Consider the following 18,839-nt stretch of genomic DNA (forward strand, 5'->3'; position numbering starts at 1 on the left):
ATGATCCTGCAATCTATGCTGCTCAGTCTGGCCATGCTAGGTCAAGGCTCATATGACATCAATGAGCAACAAATAAATCAGTACCTGCAATCCCAGGTACAAGTGAACAAACAGCTGGAATTACCCGGCATCATCAAGGCCCACGTACAGCTCGAGCAGAGTGACGTCCAGATAGGGCGTCAGAGCCCGGATACCGCCCGTGTCTATGGCAAGGGAAAACTGAGGATCGCCCTGCCGGATCAGACCGAATACGATGCGCGTCTGAACATGACCTACGAGGCCAGACCACGCTATGACAAGGCTCAGAGCGCCCTCTTCCTCGACAACATCAAGTTGATTGAGTACAAGCTGGAACCGGAAGCGGCGCAGCAGAAGTTCGGCTTCATGCTGGGCATGCTGCTGCAAAGCATGGAGAAACGGCTGGAGACCCAGCCCGTCTATCGGCTGAACGACAAGGACCCGAACCAGGCCTGGCTGAAAGAGAATCTGCTGGGGCTTGAGTTGTCACCGGGCAAGATCCACCTGCTGACCAAGCCGCAGTGAGTCGTCAGTTGTAGACGGGGGTGTTGGCCTGACGCACCAGCAGCTCGATCTGGTAACCCTGTTCGCGCTGCTGGTCATAGAGAGAAAAGAGGGGGCCATCGAGCTCATGCAGGGGCAGGTCAGCAAAACCGGCCTTGAGGTAAAACGGCTTCTCGAATGGCAATGCCTGACACACCACTGGCTTGTCCACCAGATCACTGCAGGCATGTTGCAGCAAACGGGAGCCCAGCCCCAGTGACTGGTAGTGGGGCAGCAACCGAAAACCGCACAGGTGGTAGTAATCCTGTTCGTCGCGCAGGCGTACGGCGCCCACCAGCCAGTGCGCATCGCGCACCACGAAGATACGCTCAGCCAAATCCGGCACGTAATGGGAGAAAGTCGTTTCGTAGTAATCCCTGATCAGGGAAAGATCCGCATCACAGTACTCTTCGAACGTGAGTTCCATCGCCCGCTTGCTTATCACACCCGTTCCATCCTTGGCCGCTCGGCCAGTCTTCAAATGTCAGTGGCTGCTAGGAAAGAGATCCGACCAGACAAGTCAGCAAGATATCACGCCTTTTAGTAACAAAAAAGCCAGTAACCGCGCCTATTTGTACACTTTTTAACACACTGCTGACCGCATAAATCACAGGCAATGCTACCACGGTATCCCAATGTGGGCACGGCTTGCTCGCGGTGATTAATTTTACGGCAAGGGACTATTTAATCGTACGTAAACCTATGATTTAAAATATCAAAATCACTTCGTAAACATTTGTTAACAAGCCTGATGAGTTACACCCAGCCATAAAAAGCCTCAATCGAATAGCAATCTTGGTGTTTCACCCTATGGTGAAGCCTTGGCATAGCATAGCGCTGTCGTTGCCTGAGTGGGACAACCCCCACGCTGTCACCTCACCACTTTGCCAAGGAGATACCATGTTCAAACCTATCCCTTCCCTGCTGATGCTGGCACTGCTGCCCACCGCCAGCTGGGCCGGCGACATCCACATCCCGATTGCTCCCTACCACTTCACCCAGCAGCAGCTCAACGCCACCGGCGGCGCCACTGTGCCACTGGACGAGGCCCACTTCGTGTTTGGCGAGGCAGCCATGGCGTTCGATCTGCACGACTTTCTGCTGCAACAGGCGCCTCACCTGCTGCCCAAGGAAGAGGTGATCCTGCACTGGAGCGGCATTACCAGCCTCAACCCCCAACTGCTGCTGGCCCTTATGGAGGCAAACAGCCAGCTCATCTCGGCCCCCTCCAAGCAAGCCATGGCGGCACCCTTCGCCAAGCTGGTCAAGGCCCGGGGATTCGATAACCAGCTCGAACAGATGGCACGCCAGCTCTCCGAGCGCTTCTACCAGGCCAAAGCCCAGCTGCGACTGAGCCAGCGCAGCGTCCCTGCCCTCCCCCCGCTGGCGGCGCATCAGGCCGCCCTGGGCAGTCTGCTTGGCCCGCACGAGCGGCAGCAGTTGAGCGAGCAGTGGCAGACCCTGTTTGGCAAGGAAGCCATGACGTCGCCCAAAGCCCCTGCTGCGCTTCCCTCGGCCCGGCTGGCCGGTGGCCAGTTCCAGCTGCCCTGGCGCCAGGGCTACAGCTGGAAGGTGAACGGCGCCCACTCCCATACCGGTTCGGGCTACCCCTACTCCTCCATCGACGTCTCCTACGACTGGCCGGGCTGGGGCGGTGCCACCTACACTGTCACCGCCGCCAACAGCGGCACTGTCACCGTCTTCTCCCGCTGCCAGGTGCGGATCACGGCCCCCAACGGCTGGGCCACCAACTACTACCACATGAGCGGCATCTCGGTACGCAGCGGCGACTATGTGGCGGCGGATACCCCCATAGGCACCTACGCCAGCAATCGCAACGAGGCGCTGTGCGAGGGCGGTTCCTCCACGGGTCCGCACCTGCACTTCTCCCTGCTCTACAACGGCGTGTTCCAGTCCCTGCAGGGACAGCGTCTGAGCAGCTATGCCGTCAACGTCGGCGCCAGCAACTACGACGACAACTGCAACCGCTTCTGGCTGCAGAACAGCCGCAACGGCCAGCGCTTCTGTGCCTGGCAGCCACTCTATAACAACGGCCTCGACTGAGTTGCCGGCCAACCGCTGCAGTGATGGGAAAGTCAGTAATGACGGGGCCAGGCGGTTTTATGCAAGCCGTCACAGATCCGCACAGTCTGCTTTGAAAACGCTCACAAAACAGTCAAAAGGAGATTGCCGGCCCGAAGGGCCGGTGTGAGGCTCTGGGTGCCCACATGGGCACCCAAACAAGGACAGACAATAATGAAAAAAACAGCGGGAATCTGGGTGATCGCAGGCATGCTGATCGCCCCTCTGGCACACGCCGACGTCATACTGCACGCCTTCAACTGGCAATACAGCGAAGTCATCGCCAAGGCCGATCTCATCAAGGCCGCCGGCTACAAGCAGGTGCTCATCTCGCCGCCCCTCAAATCATCGGGCAACGAGTGGTGGGCACGCTATCAACCGCAGGATCTGCGCCTCATCGATACCCCCCTTGGCAACAAACAGGATCTCGAGCAGCTGATCGCCGCCATGCAGGCAAGAGGCATAGCCGTCTATGCCGATATTGTGCTCAACCACATGGCCAACGAGAGCTGGAAGCGCAGCGATCTCAACTACCCGGGCAGCGAGCTGCTCGGCCAGTATGCGGCCAACCCCACCTACTTCGAACGCCAGAAGCTGTTCGGCGATCTCGGCCAGAACTTGCTGGCCGGATCGGATTTTCACCCCGAAGGCTGCATCACCGACTGGAGCGATCCGGGCCACGTCCAGTACTGGCGCCTGTGTGGCGGCGCCGGTGACAAGGGGCTGCCGGACCTTGATCCCAACAACTGGGTAGTGAGCCAGCAGCAGGCTTATCTCAAGGCGCTCAAGGGGATGGGTATCAAGGGCTTTCGGGTCGATGCGGTCAAGCACATGAGCGATTACCAGATCAATGCAGTGTTCACCCCAGAGATAAAACAGGGCATGCACGTCTTTGGCGAGGTGATCACCACGGGGGGCGCCGGCAGCACGGATTACGAGCGCTTCCTCAAACCCTATCTCGACAACAGCGGTCAGGGGGCCTATGACTTTCCGCTGTTTGCTTCCCTGCGCGGGGCGCTCGGTTATGGCGGCAGCATGAGCCTGCTGGCCGACCCCGGTGCCTACGGTCAGGCCCTGCCGGGCAGCCGTGCCGTCACCTTCGCCATCACCCACGACATTCCCACCAACGATGGCTTTCGCTACCAGATCCTGAACCAGACCGACGAGAAGCTGGCCTATGCCTACCTGCTCGGTCGCGATGGTGGCTCGCCGCTGGTCTATTCCGATCACGGCGAGACCCAGGCCAAGGATGGGCTGCGCTGGCAGGATTATTACCAGCGCGCGGATCTCAAAGGCATGATCCGCTTCCATAACGCCGTACAGGGCCAGCCCATGCAACTGGTCGGCAGCGGCGACTGCTTCGTGCTGTTCAAACGGGGCAAGCAGGGGCTGGTTGGTGTCAACAAGTGCGAGTACGAGCAGGAGTACTGGCTCGATACCGCCAAATTCGAGATGAACTGGTATCGCAATTACCGGGATGTGCTCGATCAAAATGCCGTCATCAATGTGCAGAGTCAGTGGGTGCGGGTCGCCATTCCCGCCCGCAGCGCCCGACTCTGGCTGCAAGAATAAGGAGTATTACTCTGCCAGGGGCCGCCACTGCGCGGCCCCGCTTGTTTACTCCGCCTATTTCAACCCGGCGCTCATCGGCAGCTTGTTCTGCCACCATCAGGATGCTTTACTCACAAGGCCAATCAGGCTGAAGGAGCAAGCCGTTGAAAGCATGGATGTTGATGGGGCTGATCCCGCTGTTTTCCCCGCCCGGCTGGAGCCGGACGCCACCGCCGGCGGAGGTGGTGATCCTGACCGCCGAGACCCAGGCTCCCCTTCACATTCCCAAGGCGGCACCTGCCCCCAGCGTGTCACCCTCCCCTGTTTCTGCACCGGTGCCAGCGCCTGCAAAAATCACGCAGCCATCCGGCACTCGCCAGATCCAGGTCTACAAATCGGTGCAAAAAAATGGCGTGGTGCGCTATTCCGACCTGATGCCGGATCAGGGTCACTATGAGTTGCTGCTGTTCAACGACTGCTACGCCTGCAACCCGGCCTCCAGGGTCAACTGGCACACCACGGGTCTCTTTCTCTATGACTATGCCAGCACCATACAGGCGGCGGCCAAGGCCTATCAGGTGGAGCCCGCACTCATACGGGCGCTGATCCACGCAGAGTCGGCCTTCAACCCGCAAGCCATCTCCCGCAAGGGGGCCATGGGATTGACCCAGCTGATGCCCGCCACGGCCCGTGAGCTGGGGGTCGGTGATGCCCTGATGGCGGAGCAGAATATCTTTGGCGGGGTGAAATACCTGGCAGGTCTGCTCAAGCAATATGGCGGCAACATAGCGCTGGCGACCGCCGCCTACAACGCCTGGGCCGGTGCGGTGCAAAAACATGGGGGGATACCCCCATACGCCGAGACCCGCGCTTATGTGGAACGGGTGCAACTGCTGCACCTGCGCTACAAGGAGATGCTGAGCGCTCGGGGTCTTTGAATGCCTCCCCCTGAAACGAAAAAACACGCCCGGGGGCGTGTCGATACCACACTTTTTCGTCACGGATCACGCTTTCGTTGCAATCACGCGATAGGCCAACGCACCCAGAATGGCACCGACGATCGGAGCAACCCAGAACAGCCACAGCTGGCTGACGGCCCAATCCCCCACAAACAGGGCAACCCCTGTGCTGCGCGCCGGGTTGACCGAGGTATTGGTCACCGGAATGCTGATGAGGTGGATAAGCGTCAGGCACAAACCGATGGCAATGGGGGCAAAACCGGCCGGTGCACGGCTGTCGGTGGCACCCATGATGACGAACAGGAAGAAGCCGGTCATGACCACTTCACACACCAGGGCCGCCAGCAGGCTGTAACCGCCTGGTGAGTGCTCGCCATAGCCGTTGGAGGCAAAGCCGGCACTCACATCAAAGCCGGCCTGACCGCTGGCAATCACATAGAGCACGGCCGCGGCAGCAATCCCGCCCAATACCTGAGCGACTATGTAAGACAACACGCCGGATGCCGGGAAGCGGCCACCGGCCCACAGCCCCAGTGTCACGGCCGGGTTCAGGTGACAACCTGAAATGTGGCCGACGGCATAGGCCATGGTCAGCACAGTCAGACCAAATGCCAGCGCCACGCCCAGCAGACCAATCCCCACGTTCGGGAAGGCGGCGGCCAAGACGGCACTGCCACAGCCCCCCAACACGAGCCAGAAGGTGCCCATAAACTCAGCTGCAAAAGGTTTCACATTTATATCTCCCAATGATGAATGGAACATGAGCCAGCGCTCATGAGGTCGCCGTTATTAAACGGGCGACACATTATGGGAGTGTGAAATAACAAGGCGAAGTGGGCCTGCCTTATTCCTGAAATGTGATGAGAATCACAAGTTATTGATTAGTTAGGGGGATTGCCGTCAAGATGCAAACTGCACCAGACGGAGCTCATCCATGCCATGCGACAACTTGTGACACTGCTGACTCTTTTGACAACAAGTCAGCATGCGAGTGGATCAATGGAGCGGATAAACGAGGAGGGCGCACGGGCGCCCTCCTCTTACAGTGGTACTCAGACACCAGTCAGCGTCGGCTGGATTCAGCGATAGCGACCGCGCACCGAGCTGGTGGCCCGCCCCGCCATCTTGATCAGGCTCTGGCGGGTATGGAAGTGGCAGATAGCCACCCCCAGCGCATCCGCCGCATCCGCCTGGGGCGTGGCCGACAGCTTGAGCAGATGGGTCACCATGTGCTGCACCTGCTCCTTGGCGGCGCCGCCCGTGCCCACCACCGCCTGCTTGATTTGGGTCGCCGAGTATTCGCTGACCGGCAGCAGGGCGTTGACCGCCGCGACTATGGCACTGCCACGGGCCTGACCCAGCTTCAAGGCCGAATCGGCGTTGCGGGCCATGAAGACCCGCTCGATGGCGAACTCGTCGGGCTTGAACTGGGTGATGATCTCGCTCACCCCGTCATACACCTGCTTGAGGCGCGACGGCAGCTCGCCGAAGTCGGTGCGAATACAGCCGGAGCCCAGGTATTCCGCCTTGCCTGCGACTATGCGGATAACGCCGTAGCCTGTGATCCGCGACCCCGGGTCTATGCCCAAAATAATGCTCATGACACTCTGTTGCTCTGAAGGCAGTTCATGGGCGCCAAGATAGCAAACAAGCGTCCGCTTGGCTCGCGCGGCGGCGCCCTCGCCGGCTGACTGCGCAGGGATCCGTCATCTTGTACAGTGGTTTGCCTATTTACTCACCCGTGCAAGCCCGCCAAATCAGGCACGGCAGGCGCAGGAGAAAGGTCAGTCCGCCAGCGCCACCAGCCGCTCGGCCAGTCGATGGCCATGCAGATAGCTCTCGATGAGTGCCCCATCGGCCTTGCCCAGCTCGATTTGCCGATACCAGTGATCGAGCATTGCCACGAAGCCCCGCTGGGCCAGTACCGGCTGCCAGTCGTCCGGTGCCAGAGTCTGCACAGTTTTGTCTCGGGCAATCGTGCCCCGGGTGCAGTTTTCCAGGTGCAGGGAGAGGTTGTCGCCGTAAGCATCGACACGCTCCTCCGTGATGCCGGCGCCGCGATTCATGCTGCCGCTCACCGCCGTCTGCCCGCTCTGCCAGGCGACGCTCACCCCGGCCAGCAGTTCGGGCTGCTGGGAACTTCGCCGCAGCACCGCATGCAGATCCCCGGTAGGCAGGCCGCCATAGAAATAGAGGCTGTCGAGCACATGGATAAAGTCATCGAACAGGAACTGGCGCGGCAGCCCCGGCAGGGCGTGTCTGTGTTTTTGCCAGTTAAGCTCGGTGAGCGGCTGATTATCTGTACGGGCCGCACTCATGGCGGGCAGATAGCGGCGGTTGAAGCCGACAAACAGCGGGCAATCCTGCGCCATGGCCAGATTGGCGAGCGCCTCCACTTCGGCGGCGTTGTCACAGAGCGGCTTGTCGACAAAGGTAGGGATGCCGGCACGCAGGCACTGCTCGGCCAGTTTGCCATGTACGGCGGTGGCGGCATGGATCATCACGGCATCCGGGCGACTCCCTAGCAGCGCATCCACATCGGTAAAGCACTCGGGGATCCGGTACTGGCGGGCCAGCTTGCCCAGCACCGCCGGATTGCGGGTGCAGAGCAGCGGGGTGACTCGCTCGTCGCTGGCCAGCAGCGGCAGATAGGCCTTCTGGGCAATATCGCCAAGGCCAATCAGGGCAATGCGCATGGGGGAACTCCTTGTGATGGATGCGATGGCACAGGGTAACATCCGACCTTTCTATAGAGAGCTTTCTATTCGAGCTCTTTCCCCAGCCCCTTGGCCTGCTCCCTGGCATCCAACCATTTGCCCACTCTGACCCCCAGCTCGGAGCAGAGCAGGGCGCTGACAATGGCCCCTATCACCCGGTTGGTCTCGGAGAGCGCTTTTGTCTGAACAAACTGGTAGGCAATCAGATTGAAAATAAGGATCCCGAGCAGCAGCCCCAGCCCGCTGCCCATTTTCTCTCTTCTGGATTTGGCTTTCACCGCCATCTATTGCTCCTGTGCAAGGGAGCCGGCCATTCAGCCCCTCCCCTTATCCATAGGCCGAACAAGATAGCAAAGCCGCGCCTGCTTGCCCGCCTTTATCCCGTCCGCTTAAGCGCTTTGATGACGCAGTTCAAAAAACGATGATTTTCTGATGGTTGCCTCCGTGTTGTGCTCGCTGGCTCAGCTTCGTTTGACTTACCATAGCCATCCAGAACCTGTTGAACTGCAATAGGTCACTGCCCTCGCTGGTCAATGGAGCATATTGGAAGCTGTAATCCACGGGCGGCAGCGTGAGATTCGGTGGCGTTATGCCTTGCCCAGAACGGTGGATGACCCAGATTTCCGATGGATATATAACGATGAAATCATCCATTGCAGTCAAAGCCCTGTCGCCCTATATATTCGTCATTTTGTCAGTTGGGCTGCTATCCAGCGGATACAATGCGCTGCCGATCTATTGCGGCCTCGCCGTGGTTGTCTATCCGGTGCTGGTTGCCATGCTGGCGAACGACTGGGAAAAAGAGGGGCTGGTCTATCGCGAATCGACCCTGGTCGAGGTCGATGTCAATGTACGCGGGATCCTTGTCACGGAGCAGAGACGACATCTGGAGAACCTCTATTTTGTCTCGCCAGAACTGATGCAGACAAAGCTCACCAGCCTAGCCCGCCTCAAACTGTTGCTCTGTGGCGCCATGTTTGCCATGTCGCTCTATGAACTCGCGCAGCAAGCCGAGGCACTATTTGCCCTGCCCGCCGTCAATCTGATGGATATGTCCGGCCTGATGATCGGCCTTGGCTCAGCGCTGTTTCTCGGCCACTGCGCGAGAAACAGCCTGTCTCTCTATGGAGCCTGTCGCCATAAGAACTATCTGGTGCAGTTTTATAATGAGTCCGATGCCCAGCTCTATAGCGCCGCCATTGCGGTCAAGGAGGATAACCTGCAGGTAACCCATACCCGCGTGTTCGATGCCATGTTGGCGTGGTATTAAGCAAGGCATTTAGGCAGGCTCAGTCGATAACGCAGCGCGGTAAAGCAGTAGTACGCAACAGGCCACAGCGGCGTTGGCAAAGAGCACGAGAAGGAGCATGGACATGATGATATTCAGCGTCTTTGGCAGGCTGGTTGGCGTAAAACGAGAGGGGAAGCAGTGGCTGCTGTTTAACGTCAGCCTGCCCGAGCGTAAATATTCGCGGATCCGCGACGTCATTATTCCCGACTTTCTGACCGAGGATGAGATCGCGCGCTGGCTTGACGATATCTATCACGAAGCCGCCAGCGCCGCCCATCCCGATGTGGTGCGTATCGAGTAAACCGCCCGCTGACTGCTTTGTCGGCCATGCCATCGTTCAGGTCAGAGGGGCTGTTTTTTCCTCCCTGCCTCAATTGCCCTACCGGCACAGCCCCTTGATTGCTCCATCTGCGCAGCAGCTGACAGCTTATACGTTGCACCAGCAAAACAATCTAGGGGGATCCAGCGCCAAGCCATAGCCACAGGATGGCCAGCAGCCAGCGCCCGATCTCTGTCCGGTTGGTGGCAAGGTCGCAGAGAAAGGAGAGTTTGATAGAGGTAAAAAAAACTAGATTTTTCTGATAGTTACATCACTTTAAGGCTCACCTCGGCAGTTGCGTTTGGCTTACCATGGCCATTCAGAACCTGTTGAGCTGCGATGGGTTACTACCCTCACAGGTCAATGGAGCATATTGGAAGCTGTCATCCAAGGGCGGTAGCGTAGGATTTGGTGGTGATACGCCTCATACAAACAGCGGGTGTCCCAGATTTCCCTCCCAAATTTTTTCTCTAAAAGTTTGGTTTCAACATATTTGCGAGATATTAAATGAACATTAAAAGTTTTGCTGAATGTTTAGCTATTGCTGGAAATACTAAAAAACACCTAATGTTAGGTAATGGTTTCAGCATATCACTATTCCCTAAAATTTTTAATTATAAGACATTATCAGAAAATATTGACTCAGAAAGGATGAAAGATCTATTTAGTTCTATTGGTACGTATGACTTCGAATTTGTTATGCGACGTCTTCTAGAGACTCTTGATATAATACAGCACTATGATACAGATGGGGTTATATCAGACTACATTAGCAATGACATTGAAGAGTTAAAACAAACATTAATTCATGTAATAAGTAAAGCCCACCCGCCTAAGCCATCAGAAATCACTGATAGACAATATAATAGTTGTCGTGAGTTTCTAATGCATTTTGATGGTGGCAAAGTATATACATTCAACTATGACCTCCTTTTATACTGGGTGTACATGCATTTTATGGATATGCCGAACCAGAAGTTGAAGTGTGATGATGGTTTTCGATATCCATATCAAGATGAATATCTTCCCCTTGAAGAAAGAGACACATCACTCCACTGGGAGATAGGCATGGAACAAGGGCAATCTGTTTATTATATACACGGAGCCATGCACATTTTCAGTGATGGTTCAGATATTGAGAAACTCTCTTATTCTAGCACTGGCATCCCCCTTGCAGAACAAGTCATAAGCTTGCAAGAATAAAGAAGAATGGTTATCTATCTAGAACATTTTCATCATTAAAAAGCATTACAGGATCTTTATTCATATTCGGACATTCAATTAGGGATGAAGATAATCATGTCTTTGACTTTATAAACCATAATAATAGTAAACTTACTATTTTCATTGGAGTTTTTGGCGACCTTGATCAAGAACATAACAAAAGGATATTGAATAAAGTAGAAATGTGGCGTGAAGCATTTCCTAAAAAGAAATTTGAAATTTATGATGCAGCCACTGTTAACGTATGGAATAAATAATCCTCAAAAAACAAGCTGGAACACACACCATTTCGCTGACCGAAATTAGCATTCTCACCGAATAAGAAGGTCCACCGCGGTCAAAAAGGTGGGTATCCAAATTATTTTAATTCAATATGGAGTTGACATGAAAAAAATAGAGGGTTTTCAAGGGAAAGCACCAAAGATAAAAGGTGATGGCAATATTGAATATTACTTATGGATTGATGATTTGGGTGCGCTGTATGTACAGATGTTTGAAAATAATATAAACACTACTACCCCGGGGACATTCGACTCTTTATTATTCCCAGTTGCACAATATATTATAAATAGATGTTCAGACGATAAGATGTCTGTATCTCAAGGGTATCATATTAGCACTGGTGAAGTTGAATGCATCCAAAACAACAATACTAGTGCTTTTTTAAAAGCTGTTCTAAGACACCTACTACCATGTTCATAAAATAAAAAGGCGACCCCCGGTCGCCTTTTTATTTCTATCGCTTTCCAATCAGGAAAACTCACCGAGCAGGTCGCTTGGCACCATTCCCTTTGGCCGCAGGCTTGCCGCCCTGAGTGGCAGGTTTGGCAGAGCCAGCACGAGTCGGGGTTTTACCCTTGTGCCCTGCTGGCTTGCTCTGACCTGCGCCCTGCGCGGCAGGCTTGCCGTTGGCGCCAGCACCTTTGCTGAGCTGGGAGCCGACTGGCTTGCCATTGCCCGCCTTGCCGCCCTTGCTGGCGGCAGGAGTGTCGTTGCGAGCCTTGCCTTGCGAGGCGGCAGCCACTGCGCCCTTACCGGCAGAGGCACCCTTGCCCGCCCCATTACCCCGCTGGTGAACAATGTTGCTATGACGAGTCAACGCGGGCTTGAGCCCCTTGTTGATGCTGCGCGAGGCCACCGCCTCGCCACGTCCTTCCGGCGGCACCAGGCAGTTGGGGCCGTTGCCGATCAGGTGACCCTTGCCCATTTCCAGCAAGACTTCGCGGATCATGGGCCAGCCGGCCGGATCGTGGTAGCGCAGCAGCGCCTTGTGCAGGCGGCGACGGCGCTCGCCCTTGACCACGAACACGTCCCCGCCCTGGCGGCTCACCTTGTTGAGCGGGTTTTTCTCGGTGTAATACATGGTGGTGGCGTTGGCGAGCGGCGACGGGTAGAAGTTCTGCACCTGATCGAGCTTGAAGTTGTTGGTCTTGACCCAGAGCGCCATGTTCACCATGTCTTCATCCGTGGTGCCCGGATGGGCGGAGATGAAGTAGGGGATCAGGTACTGCTGCTTGCCCGCCTCTTTGGAATACTTGTCAAACAGCTCCTTGAAGCTGTAGTAGCTGCCCATGCCCGGCTTCATCATCTTGGAGAGCGGCCCCTCCTCGGTGTGCTCGGGGGCAATCTTGAGGTAGCCGCCGACGTGGTACTTGGCCAGCTCCTTGATGTAGCGCGGATCTTCCACCGCTATGTCGTAACGCACCCCGGAGGCGATCAGTATCTTCTTGATCCCCTTCACATCCCGCGCCTTGCGATAGAGGTTGATGGTCGGAGTATGGTCCGTGTCCATGTGCGGGCATATGGTCGGCCAGACACAGGAGGCGCGGCGACAGGTCTGCTCGGCCCTGGGGCTCTTGCAACGCAGCTTGTACATGTTGGTGGTGGGGCCGCCGAGATCCGAGATGACGCCGGTGAAGCCAGGCACCTTGTCGCGGATCTCTTCGATCTCTTTGATGATCGACTCTTCCGAGCGGCTCTGGATGAGACGCCCCTCGTGCTCAGTGATGGAGCAGAAGGAGCAGCCGCCGAAGCAGCCGCGCATGATGTTGACCGAGGTCTTGATCATCTCGTAGGCCGGGATCTTCTCCTTGCCATAGGCCGGGTGCGGCACCCGCTGGTACGGCAGGCCGAACACGCCGTCCATCTCGTCGGTTTCCAGCGGGAAGGCGGGCGGGTTGACCCAGATGATGCGATCGCCGTGGGCCTGGGAGAGCGCACGGGCGCAGCCCGGGTTGGTCTCGTGGTGCAGGATGCGCGACGCATGGGCGTAGAGCACCTTGTCTTCCTTCACCCGCTCGAACGCCGGCAGCTTCACGTAGGTCTTCTCCCACGGCTTCTGCTTGGGTGGCTGCACCAATACCGGCTTGGCCTCCTGCTCCACTGGCGCCGTGCCCTCGTCATCCGAGCAAGGCGCCCCTTCCATATAGGGGTTCATGATGGGGTCGATGCGGCCGATCTGATCCAGCTTGCTCGAATCCACCCCGCGCCACTCGGGCAGCGGCTCCTTGCGGATCACGGCGGTGCCGCGAATGTCCTGCATGGTGTCGATGGTTTCGCCATTGGCGATGCGGTGCGCCACCTCGATCAGCGGCCGCTCGGCGTTGCCGTAGATGAGGATGTCGGCCTTGGCATCGAGCAGGATGGAGCGGCGTATGGTCTCGGACCAGTAGTCGTAGTGGGCGATGCGGCGCAGCGACGCCTCTATGCCACCGATGACTACAGGCACCTCTTTGAAAGCTTCTTTACAGCGCTGGGTATAGACCAGGGTGGCGCGGTCGGGCCGCTTGCCGCCTATGTCTCCCGGTGTGTAGGCATCGTCGTGGCGCAGCTTCTTGTCGGAGGTGTAGCGGTTAATCATGGAGTCCATGTTGCCCGCCGTCACCCCGTAGAAGAGGTTGGGTTTGCCCAGACGCATGAAGTCATCCTTGGATGACCAGTCCGGCTGGGCAATGATGCCGACCCGAAAGCCCTGGGATTCCAGCATGCGGCCGATCACCGCCATGCCGAAACTCGGGTGATCCACGTAGGCGTCACCGGTCACCAGGACTATGTCACAGCTGTCCCAGCCGAGTTTGTCCATCTCCGCTCTGGACATGGGCAGGAAGGGCGCTGTGCCGTAGCACTCTGCCCAGTAGCGGGGATAGGAGAAAAGGTGGGTAACCGGCTGCATTTTGAACACCTGGAACAATTCGGGTCGCGCATTATACCGGCAGAGCGAAGCGGCGGCGATGGCTTTTTGCCCCTACAGAGCACGAGGAAAAAGGCGAGCCAGTGACGGGCTCGCCTCAATAACGCGGGTTGAACGGGATCAGGCCAGGACGCGGGCCAGCACTATGCGGCTGTAATGGCGCTGCAGCAGCTGATAACCACCGAGCAGACACCAGACCAGGGCCGGCACCAGGAAGATGGGGTGGGTCGCGAGGCGCAGCATCAGCAACCCCAGCAGGATCAGCGCAAACGGACGGCTCTCGTAGAGCCACAGCGGCCAGCCCTGCTTGCGGGCAGGGAGTGGCTTGTCGATGCGCCTATGGGCACTGCGTCTGAACCAGGCCAGGGAACCGGCCAGATAGAACGCCAGTCCGGCCAGCAGCAGACCCGGTTGCTCGGCAACCCCCAGCAACAGCAAACCGCTGCCCATATAGGCAAAAGGCAGCGGCTCATAGATAGCAGATGGCAACATAGCTCACCTCAAGGTTAAAACTGGTTACATATTAACCGCCGGCTGCCGTGATACCATCCGCTTTCTGCGGCTTGCACCTATATGGGTGTAGGTATCATGCAGCCGGTTTATCCTCAGCTTTCACCGCCAACTCGGCTGCCAGCGCCTCGTCCACCAGCAGATCTCGCGCCCCTGTCATGCCCGCCCGTTTGGCCAGCAGATGATAGATGGCAGGCACCATCAGCAGGGTCACCAGAGTCGCGAGAGACAGCCCGAAGAAGACCACTGTGCCCACCGCCATCCGGCTCTCGTAACCCGCTCCCATGGAGAGCATCAGCGGCACTGCCCCTATGATGGCGGTCAACGACGTCATCAGAATGGGCCGCAGGCGGCGCACCGAGCCGGCAATGATGGCCTCATCGAACGCTTCCCCACGCTGGCGAAGCTGGTTGATGAACTCCACGATCAAGATGCCGTTCTTGGTCACCATGCCGATCAGCATGATCATGCCGATCTGGCTGTAGATGCTCAGCTCCTGTCCCGTCAGCCAGAGGCCGAGCAGGCCACCGAAGATGCCAAGGGGAACCGTCACCATGACCACAGCCGGGGTCAGCATGCTCTCGAACTGAGCCACCAGCACCAGATAGACCACCAGCAGGGCCAGACCGAACACCATCACCATCTCGCCCTGGTTATCGCGATAATCCTTGGACTCACCGGCGTAATCCACCGTCATGCCGCTCGGCAGATTGGCATTGGCCCAGCCATCGAGGAAGTCCAGCGCCTCCCCCAGGGTGCGATCCGGCGCCAGATCGGCGGTGAGGGTCACAGCCTTCTGCCGCTGGTAGTGGTTGAGCCGCTGCGGGCTTGCCACCTGTTTGACGGTGGCCAGGGTGGAGAGACTCACCATCTCGCCACTGGCAGCCTTGAGATAGATACGGCTAAGATCGGACACGCCGTTGAAGTCGTGCTGATTGGCACGCAGATAGACGTCGTACTCCTCGCCCCTGTCCACATAGGTGGTCTGGCTCACGCCGCCAAGCAGGGCCTGCAACGAACTGGCCACTGTCGACACCGGAATGCCGAGCTGGCTGGCCCTGTCCCGCTCTATGGTCACTTGCAGCTCGGGGGTCTTCTCGGCGTAGTCGAGATCCGGCATCGACATCAGGCCGCTCTGGGCCGCCGCCTCTTTCAACGCCAGCCCTTGCTGGTAGAGCTCGGCATAGTCGGAGCCCTGCAGCACGAACTGGACGGCAGCGGTGGAGCCGCCCCGAAAGCCCGGCTGGAAGGTGCGGATCATCACATCCGGGATCCCCGCCAGTCGTCCACTCAGGGACTGGGCAAACTCGGTGGCGGTTTCGTCCCGCTCGGTCCAGTCGGTGAGCTGAATGATCGCCATCCCGGTCTGATCCCCGCCACGGCCGAAGGCCGGGGTACTGAAGCTCATGGCCTGCACCACTCCCTTGCCCAGCAGCGGCATGATGGCGGCCTCCACCTGCTGCATATTTCGCTTCATCCGCTCTATGCTGGTGCCCTCGGCCCCCTTCACGAACACATAGAGCACGCCCCTGTCTTCGGTAGGGGTCAGGCTGGTGGGCAGCTGGCCAAACAGGGCGCCGATTCCGCCAAGGCAGAGCAAAAGCACCAGCGGCGTCCAGGCTGAACGACGCAGCACCCAGCCAAGCAGGCGTCGGTAGTGTTTCTCCACCCAGCCGAGGCCGCGATCGAGCGCCGCCGTCAGTACATTGGGTTTGTCGACAGAGCGCATCAGCCAGGAGCCCATGGCTGGCGTCAGGGTCAGTGCCACCAGAGAGGAGAAGAGCACGGCCAGGGAGAGCAGGATGGCGAACTCGGTGAAGAGCCGCCCCACCATGCCATCCATGAAGGCGATGGGCACAAACACCATCACCAGCACAGCCGTGGTCGCCACCACGGCAAAACCCACCTCGCGGGTGCCGTGCCAGGCCGCCATCAGCGGTGGCTCACCCCGTTGCAGGTGGTGGTGAATGTTCTCCACCACCACTATGGCGTCATCCACCACCAGACCGATGGCGAGGATCAGTGCCAGCAGGGTAATGAGGTTGATGGAGAAACCGAGATACCAGGCACCGATAAAGGCGGAGATCAGCGACACAGGGACCGTAATGGCCGGGATCAGTGTGGTACGCCCCTGCCCCAGAAACAGATAGAGCACGGCCACCACCAGCTCGGCGCTGATGGCCAGCGTCTCGTACACCTCGTCGATGGCCTGCTTGATGAAGATGGTGGAGTCATAGTCGACCTCGAGCTTGGCCCCTTCCGGCAGGAAGCGCTGCATCTCGGTTATCTTCTGCTCGATGCCCTGGGCCACCGCCAGCGGGTTGGCGGTGGACTGGGCGACAATACCGATCCCCAGGCTCTCGCGACCGTTGCGCTGGTAGGCGCTGTCTTCATTCTTGGCGCCTACCTCCACATCGGCGATATCCGCCAGATAGATGCTCTGGCCATTGTCGGCACTGCGCACCTGCAAGGCCTGGAAATCGGCGGCAGTGTGGTAGAGGCGGGCAATCTGCACCGCCATCGTCATGCTGTTGTTGCGGATCTCCCCCCCGGGCAGCTCGATATTCTCCCGCTTGAGGGCGTCCTGCACGTCCGCCACCGTGATGCCACGGGCCGCCATGTCCGCCGGGCGCAGCCGCACGTACATCACCTGGGTCAGATCGCCGGAGAGGGCCACCTCGCTCACCCCGTCCACCAGACTCAAGGGGTCGACCAGCACGCGGTTGGCGTAGTCGGTCATGGCGGTACGGTCCATCTGGGTGCTGCTGAAATTCAGCCAGACAGCGACATCGCCGTTGCCGTTGTCCTTGGTGACCATGGGTTCATCCACGTCGTCCGGCAGCCTGGGCCGGGCGCGGGAGAGAGCATCACGCACATCCGAGGTGCCCTCCACCATGTTCCAGCCGAGCTTGAACTCTACCGTGATGACGGAGCGCCCCTTGCGGGTCACCGAGTTGATGTTCTTGATGCCGCTGATACCGGAGAGCTGATCCTCGATGGGCTTGGTGACCTGGCTCTCCATGACGGCGGGGGCCGCCCCCTCGTACATGGTGGTGATGGAGACGGATGGCGTCTGCACATCCGGCATCTCGCGCACCGTCAATTTGCTGAAAGCCACCAGACCGAACACGGTCAAGAGGGCACTCAATACCACAGCCACCAAGGGGCGACGAACAGATATATCGGAGAGCCACATCAGCCTTTGACCTCCGCCAGATCGTGCACACTGATGCCGTCACGCAGATTGACCAGCCCCTCTACCACTATGCGATCGCCGACTTTCAAGCCCTCGGTGACCCACACCTCTTCACCATGGGTATCCCCCAGTACCACGGCCACCCGCTTGACCCGACCATCGGGCTCGAGGCGATAGACGAAGCGCTGTTCACCGGCGTACTCCACTGACTGGGCGGGGATCAGGGTCATCTTCTGGGGCGGCAGGGAGAGCTCTACATTGAGCAACATGCCGGGCCGCAGCTGACCGTCAGGATTGGGGATGATGACCCGCGCCTTGATGTTCTGGGTATCGTTGGACACTCGGCTGTCGAGGGTCTCCAGGACGCCATGAAACGATTGATCCGGCCAGGCCGAGCTGGTGGCGGTCACCGCCATGCCGGGGCGCAGCAGGGAGAGGTAACGCTCGGGCACCGCCAGATCGAGCCGCAGCCTGGCAAGCTCATCGAGATGGAGCAGGGTGTCACCACTGTTGACCAGGGCCCCTTCACTCAAGTCAATGAGGCTGACGGAGCCGTCAAACGGCGCTTGCAGGGTGCGCAAGGAGAGCTCGTAACGTGCGGCATCCACCCTTGCCTGGACTTGCGCCACTGTGGCCTCCTGCCCTTCCAGCTCTGACTGGGTCACGGCGCCGCGCGCCACCAGCCGGCGCATGTCCCGCAGCTTGCGAGCCTCATCGCGCGCACTGGCACTCTGCTCGGCGAGCTCCGCCTGCTGCTTGCCCGCATCCAGCGCAATCAGGGTATCGCCCTGCTTGACCTGCTGACCGGAACGCACCGCTATCTTGACGATACGCCCTGTCACCTCGGGGCTTATCACCACGGAGCGATTGGCGGCCAGCTTGCTCACCAGCTTGATGGAGGGTTCAGCCAGACTCTGCTTGACCGTTTGCGCCCTGATATTGACCTGCTTGGGCTGGGGTTTGCTGACAGCTTCACCGTTACGGTAGTACCAGACACCCAGCATCAGCAGGGAGAGACAGGCGATCGACAGCCACATACGCATTTTCATCAAGCAATCCATGAAATTAGGGAAAAAGGAGGCACTTCATCAATGATGGGCATCATGTTACCCCCTGACTATGCCGTGACTATGTATAAATGTGACAAAACGTAACAGAAGCGGTGGAAGATCACCGAAATCGTCACCACAGGAGACGTTCTTGATGGTTCTGCCCTAAACTGATGAACCGAACCAGTCC

General features: G+C 58.3%; 16 protein-coding genes and 1 pseudogene. 8 read left to right on the top strand and 9 right to left on the bottom strand.

The genetic code is table 11. The annotated features are described in order from the left end of the window. Positions 1 to 543, top strand: a complete 543-nt coding sequence (locus tag AXW79_RS05280) for a DUF1439 domain-containing protein (RefSeq protein WP_005316771.1) — start codon at positions 1 to 3, stop codon at positions 541 to 543. 4 nt (positions 544 to 547) lie between these two features. On the opposite strand, the gene AXW79_RS05285 is transcribed toward AXW79_RS05280, so the two are convergent. After that, entirely contained in the window at positions 548 to 988 is a 441-nt protein-coding gene (locus tag AXW79_RS05285; protein ID WP_005316773.1) for a GNAT family N-acetyltransferase, read from the bottom strand. Between the two features lie 473 nt (positions 989 to 1,461). On the opposite strand from AXW79_RS05285, the gene AXW79_RS05290 reads away from it, so the two are divergent. The 3 genes from AXW79_RS05290 (at position 1,462) to AXW79_RS05300 (ending at position 5,132) form a co-directional block, all read left to right on the top strand. Next, a complete protein-coding gene (locus AXW79_RS05290) occupies positions 1,462 to 2,625 on the top strand; it encodes a M23 family metallopeptidase (protein ID WP_005316775.1) in 1,164 nt (387 codons plus the stop codon). 192 nt (positions 2,626 to 2,817) lie between these two features. Beyond that, positions 2,818 to 4,215: an alpha-amylase family protein gene (locus AXW79_RS05295; protein WP_005316777.1), complete on the top strand. Its 1,398-nt coding sequence runs from the start codon at positions 2,818 to 2,820 to the stop codon at positions 4,213 to 4,215. A 155-nt stretch (positions 4,216 to 4,370) separates the two neighbouring features. Then, positions 4,371 to 5,132: a lytic transglycosylase domain-containing protein gene (locus tag AXW79_RS05300; protein WP_005316779.1), complete on the top strand. Its 762-nt coding sequence runs from the start codon at positions 4,371 to 4,373 to the stop codon at positions 5,130 to 5,132. 66 nt (positions 5,133 to 5,198) lie between these two features. Here the strand turns inward: AXW79_RS05300 and aqpZ are convergent, their stop codons facing one another. The 4 genes from aqpZ to AXW79_RS05320 form a co-directional block, all read right to left on the bottom strand. After that, complete coding sequence (gene aqpZ, locus AXW79_RS05305; protein ID WP_005316782.1) at positions 5,199 to 5,885, bottom strand: aquaporin Z; 687 nt, start codon at positions 5,883 to 5,885, stop codon at positions 5,199 to 5,201. A gap of 347 nt (positions 5,886 to 6,232) precedes the next feature. Beyond that, positions 6,233 to 6,754: a crossover junction endodeoxyribonuclease RuvC gene (ruvC, locus tag AXW79_RS05310; RefSeq protein ID WP_005316784.1), complete on the bottom strand. Its 522-nt coding sequence runs from the start codon at positions 6,752 to 6,754 to the stop codon at positions 6,233 to 6,235. A 183-nt stretch (positions 6,755 to 6,937) separates the two neighbouring features. Continuing rightward, positions 6,938 to 7,849, bottom strand: coding sequence for a Gfo/Idh/MocA family protein (locus AXW79_RS05315; RefSeq protein ID WP_005316786.1), 912 nt, complete (start codon positions 7,847 to 7,849; stop codon positions 6,938 to 6,940). 65 nt (positions 7,850 to 7,914) lie between these two features. Further along, entirely contained in the window at positions 7,915 to 8,154 is a 240-nt protein-coding gene (locus tag AXW79_RS05320; RefSeq protein WP_005316788.1) for a hypothetical protein, read from the bottom strand. A gap of 356 nt (positions 8,155 to 8,510) precedes the next feature. Here AXW79_RS05320 and AXW79_RS05325 point away from each other — a divergent pair, with 356 nt between their 5' ends. The 4 genes and pseudogenes from AXW79_RS05325 to AXW79_RS22775 all read left to right on the top strand — a co-directional run bounded on the left by AXW79_RS05325 (position 8,511) and on the right by AXW79_RS22775 (position 11,406). Further along, positions 8,511 to 9,140: a hypothetical protein gene (locus tag AXW79_RS05325; protein WP_005316791.1), complete on the top strand. Its 630-nt coding sequence runs from the start codon at positions 8,511 to 8,513 to the stop codon at positions 9,138 to 9,140. A 103-nt stretch (positions 9,141 to 9,243) separates the two neighbouring features. Beyond that, entirely contained in the window at positions 9,244 to 9,462 is a 219-nt protein-coding gene (locus AXW79_RS05330) for a DUF7661 family protein (RefSeq protein ID WP_005316793.1), read from the top strand. A gap of 585 nt (positions 9,463 to 10,047) precedes the next feature. Then, positions 10,048 to 10,961, top strand: a pseudogene (locus tag AXW79_RS05335) (DUF4917 family protein). Between the two features lie 127 nt (positions 10,962 to 11,088). Further along, entirely contained in the window at positions 11,089 to 11,406 is a 318-nt protein-coding gene (locus tag AXW79_RS22775) for a hypothetical protein (RefSeq protein WP_011898484.1), read from the top strand. A 58-nt stretch (positions 11,407 to 11,464) separates the two neighbouring features. Here AXW79_RS22775 and AXW79_RS05340 read toward each other — a convergent pair whose 3' ends face one another. From AXW79_RS05340 to AXW79_RS05355, 4 genes are all read right to left on the bottom strand, one after another. Further along, positions 11,465 to 13,876 carry a YgiQ family radical SAM protein gene (locus AXW79_RS05340; RefSeq protein ID WP_005316798.1) on the bottom strand — a complete coding sequence of 804 codons (2,412 nt, stop codon included), beginning with the start codon at positions 13,874 to 13,876 and terminating at the stop codon, positions 11,465 to 11,467. A 138-nt stretch (positions 13,877 to 14,014) separates the two neighbouring features. Continuing rightward, positions 14,015 to 14,386, bottom strand: coding sequence for a hypothetical protein (locus AXW79_RS05345; RefSeq protein ID WP_005316799.1), 372 nt, complete (start codon positions 14,384 to 14,386; stop codon positions 14,015 to 14,017). Between the two features lie 94 nt (positions 14,387 to 14,480). Then, positions 14,481 to 17,600 (bottom strand): efflux RND transporter permease subunit, encoded by a 3,120-nt coding sequence (locus tag AXW79_RS05350; protein ID WP_005316800.1) that lies wholly within the window; start codon positions 17,598 to 17,600, stop codon positions 14,481 to 14,483. Further along, positions 17,600 to 18,649, bottom strand: a complete 1,050-nt coding sequence (locus tag AXW79_RS05355) for an efflux RND transporter periplasmic adaptor subunit (protein WP_005316801.1) — start codon at positions 18,647 to 18,649, stop codon at positions 17,600 to 17,602. Before AXW79_RS05355 ends, AXW79_RS05350 begins: the two co-directional genes overlap by 1 nt. Positions 18,650 to 18,839 lie beyond the last annotated feature (190 nt).

The organism is Aeromonas salmonicida subsp. salmonicida, from assembly GCF_001643305.1.
In the GTDB taxonomy this organism is placed as follows: domain Bacteria; phylum Pseudomonadota; class Gammaproteobacteria; order Enterobacterales; family Aeromonadaceae; genus Aeromonas; species Aeromonas salmonicida.

Bases quoted from the DNA above. Each gene is read 5' to 3' on its own strand.
- AXW79_RS22775 (WP_011898484.1), top strand. From the start codon at position 11,089: ATGAAAAAAATAGAGGGTTTTCAAGGGAAAGCACCAAAGATAAAAGGT.
- AXW79_RS05355 (WP_005316801.1), bottom strand. From the start codon at position 18,649: ATGAAAATGCGTATGTGGCTGTCGATCGCCTGTCTCTCCCTGCTGATG.
- AXW79_RS05300 (WP_005316779.1), top strand. From the start codon at position 4,371: ATGTTGATGGGGCTGATCCCGCTGTTTTCCCCGCCCGGCTGGAGCCGG.
- AXW79_RS05330 (WP_005316793.1), top strand. From the start codon at position 9,244: ATGATGATATTCAGCGTCTTTGGCAGGCTGGTTGGCGTAAAACGAGAG.
- AXW79_RS05295 (WP_005316777.1), top strand. From the start codon at position 2,818: ATGAAAAAAACAGCGGGAATCTGGGTGATCGCAGGCATGCTGATCGCC.
- AXW79_RS05320 (WP_005316788.1), bottom strand. From the start codon at position 8,154: ATGGCGGTGAAAGCCAAATCCAGAAGAGAGAAAATGGGCAGCGGGCTG.
- AXW79_RS05315 (WP_005316786.1), bottom strand. From the start codon at position 7,849: ATGCGCATTGCCCTGATTGGCCTTGGCGATATTGCCCAGAAGGCCTAT.
- AXW79_RS05285 (WP_005316773.1), bottom strand. From the start codon at position 988: ATGGAACTCACGTTCGAAGAGTACTGTGATGCGGATCTTTCCCTGATC.
- ruvC (WP_005316784.1), bottom strand. From the start codon at position 6,754: ATGAGCATTATTTTGGGCATAGACCCGGGGTCGCGGATCACAGGCTAC.
- AXW79_RS05325 (WP_005316791.1), top strand. From the start codon at position 8,511: ATGAAATCATCCATTGCAGTCAAAGCCCTGTCGCCCTATATATTCGTC.
- AXW79_RS05340 (WP_005316798.1), bottom strand. From the start codon at position 13,876: ATGCAGCCGGTTACCCACCTTTTCTCCTATCCCCGCTACTGGGCAGAG.
- AXW79_RS05280 (WP_005316771.1), top strand. From the start codon at position 1: ATGATCCTGCAATCTATGCTGCTCAGTCTGGCCATGCTAGGTCAAGGC.
- AXW79_RS05290 (WP_005316775.1), top strand. From the start codon at position 1,462: ATGTTCAAACCTATCCCTTCCCTGCTGATGCTGGCACTGCTGCCCACC.
- AXW79_RS05345 (WP_005316799.1), bottom strand. From the start codon at position 14,386: ATGTTGCCATCTGCTATCTATGAGCCGCTGCCTTTTGCCTATATGGGC.
- AXW79_RS05350 (WP_005316800.1), bottom strand. From the start codon at position 17,600: ATGTGGCTCTCCGATATATCTGTTCGTCGCCCCTTGGTGGCTGTGGTA.